This window comes from Chitinophagaceae bacterium, assembly GCA_030053935.1.
Classification (GTDB): domain Bacteria; phylum Bacteroidota; class Bacteroidia; order Cytophagales; family JASGCU01; genus JASGCU01.
Genome location: JASGCU010000146.1, coordinates 1 through 3,133, shown reverse-complemented (window position 1 = coordinate 3,133; position 3,133 = coordinate 1). Strand labels below are relative to the sequence as shown.

The 3,133-nt window shown below is 36.1% G+C and carries 1 protein-coding gene; it reads left to right on the top strand.

Going from position 1 to position 3,133, the window contains the following annotated elements:
• Window positions 1–146: 146 nt before the first annotated feature.
• The gene (gene gcvP, locus QM536_09720) at window positions 147–3,002 is read left to right on the top strand and encodes an aminomethyl-transferring glycine dehydrogenase (GenBank protein MDI9357287.1); all 2,856 of its coding nucleotides are present in this window, start codon (window positions 147–149) and stop codon (window positions 3,000–3,002) included.
• The last annotated feature ends 131 nt before the right edge of the window (window positions 3,003–3,133 follow it).

Below are 3,133 nucleotides of genomic sequence, written 5' to 3'. Positions count from 1 at the left end.
CCAAAATAAATAGTTTAGAAACAGAAATTGCCTCAATCCCAAAAGAAAAAGAAACAATACTAAAAAAATATTTATAAAATGCATTTTACCAGCCAAATCTTATTAAGAACGTAAAACATATTAATTATTAAACACATACAAATACAATGAAAGTAAAAATAGACGCAAAAGAGAATTTTGAAGAGAGGCATCACGGAAAATCAGAGAAAGAGTTAACAAATATGCTATCTGTGGTAGGAGTCAAAAATGTAGAAGAACTCATACAACAGACAATACCACCGCATATACTTTTAAAAAAAGAATTACAACTCACTGATTCTATGAGCGAGACAGATTTTTTGAAGCACATACAAAAAAAATCTAATGAAAATAAAGTATTTAAAAGCTACATAGGCTTAGGATATTACGAAACCATAACCCCATCTGTTATCCTCCGAAATATATTAGAAAACCCAGGATGGTATACTGCTTATACTCCCTATCAAGCAGAGATATCACAGGGAAGAATGGAAGCACTCATAAATTACCAAACGATGGTATGTGATCTAACAGGTATGGAACTGGCAAATGCTTCCCTTTTGGATGAAGGAACAGCAGCAGCAGAAGCCATGGCTCTCCTTTTTGATTGTAAAAATAAAGAAAAAGGAAATACATTTTTTGTAGATAATACTTTATTCCCACAAACGATAGAAGTACTCAAGACAAGAGCCGAACCTCTCGGTATTCATTTGATAATAGACCAAGTAAAAAAAATAGATGCGAATGACAAGAATATTTTTGGTATACTTATAGGATACCCCAACGGAGAAGGAGAAGTTATTTGCTACGAAGAAACTATTAAACAATTAAAAAACCAACAAATAAAAATTGCTTTCTGCACAGACCTGCTTGCTTTAACAATACTCAAGCCACCTGGGGAATACGGAGCAGATGTAGTAGTGGGAAGTAGCCAAAGATTTGGAGTAAGCATGGGATTCGGAGGACCCCATGCCGCATTTTTTGCTACCAAAGAAGCATATAAAAGAAGTATCCCAGGCAGAATTATAGGCGTATCTCTCGATAAAGAAGGAAATAAAACATATAGAATGGCTCTCCAAACAAGAGAACAACATATACGAAGAGAAAAAGCCACCTCTAACATCTGCACCGCACAAGTACTACTCGCCGTTATAGCAAGTATGTACGCAGTATACCACGGACCAGATGGATTACAAAAAATAGCATATAAAATACTCGCCCTTACCCAAGCACTTCATAATGCATTAAAATTATTAGGAATATCTCAAAAAAATGAACACTTCTTCGATACTCTTAAACTCCATATAGCACCCGATATACAAGCAAAAATAAAAAAAACAGCAGAAGAAAATGCTATCAATTTTCGATATACAGATCCTTACCTCTTTATTGCCTTGAACGAAACAGATACCATAGAAAATATTCAAAAAATAATAGATATTTTTGCATCCGTATACACTCAAAAAACAGAAACCATCCCACAAGAAGTAGATATTCATATTCCTCAAAAGTTCATTCGCAGTAGCACTTTCCTGAATCATACAATCTTTCACACTCACAGAACCGAACACGAAATGCTCCGTTATATCAAATACCTAGAAAACAAAGATATATCTATGGTACATAGTATGATTTCCCTTGGCAGCTGCACTATGAAACTTAATGCCACTACAGAAATGATACCCCTCACATGGGAAGGTTTTGCCAATATACATCCCTTTGCCCCCCAAGAGCAAACAAAAGGTTATCTCTCTTTAATACAAGAACTATCTCATTCCATAAAAGAAATAACAGGATTCACAGGAGTATCTTTTCAACCCAACTCAGGAGCACAAGGAGAATATGCAGGTCTTATGGTAATACGGGCATATCATCTATCCAAAGGAAACCCACACAGAAACATAGCCCTTATAGGAGCATCCGCACACGGAACTAACCCCGCAAGTGCCTCTATGGCAGGGTTAAAAATAGTAATAGTACCCTGTGACGAAAAAGGAAATATAGATATACAAGACCTCAAAATCAAAGTAGAGCAGCATAAAGACCAACTCAATTGCCTTATGATAACTTACCCATCTACACATGGAGTATTCGAAGATTCTATTACCGAAGTATGTGATATAATTCATAATGCAGGAGGACAAGTATACATGGACGGAGCAAATATGAACGCACAAGTAGGACTGACAAGCCCTGCAAGTATTGGAGCAGATGTTTGCCATCTCAATTTACATAAAACATTTTGCATTCCTCACGGTGGGGGAGGACCAGGTATGGGACCTATAGCCGTTGCGGCTCATTTGACACCATTTTTACCCGAACATATTTTTACCCCACAAGTAAGTATGCAAGGCATTGGTGCTGTATCTTCTGCTCCTTTTGGAAGTGCAAGTATTCTCACTATTTCCTACGCTTATATCTCCCTGATGGGAAAAAAAGGAATAACCAAAGCCACTCAATATGCCATTCTCAATGCAAACTATATAAAAGAAAGATTGAAAGACCATTATAAAATCCTGTATACAAATAAAAATGGAAGATGCGCCCACGAAATGATATTAGATTGCAGAGAATTTAAAGCCATCGGTATAGAAGTAGAAGACATTGCAAAACGACTTATGGACTATGGATACCATGCTCCCACAGTAGCATTTCCCGTGCCAGGAACTCTTATGATAGAACCCACAGAAAGTGAGTCCCAAAAAGAATTAGATACCTTTTGTAATGCTCTTATATCTATACGTACAGAAATTCAAGAAATAAAAGAAACCAAGATGCCACAAGAAAATAACGTTCTCAAAAATGCACCACATACCTTCCGAACCGTTACCTCAGAAGAATGGAACTTACCCTATTCCCGAGAAAAAGCTGCCTTCCCTCTCCCATACTTACGATATAATAAAATATGGGCTACGGTCAGCAGAATAGATAATGGATACGGGGATAGAAATCTATTTTGCTCTTGTATTCCTATTCCTCAATAAAAAAAGAGAAAAATTCTAAAAATTCCTTTCACATTTCTAAAAAATTCCGCCATTAAAATGGTGGGATTTTTTTTATTATAAATTCTATAGAAATTTTTAAGAGAAAATTTGACTTCAAGACGAGAAAGATT

Excerpts from the sequence above, each read along its gene's own strand:
- gcvP (MDI9357287.1), top strand. The coding sequence starts at position 147 with ATGAAAGTAAAAATAGACGCAAAAGAGAATTTTGAAGAGAGGCATCAC.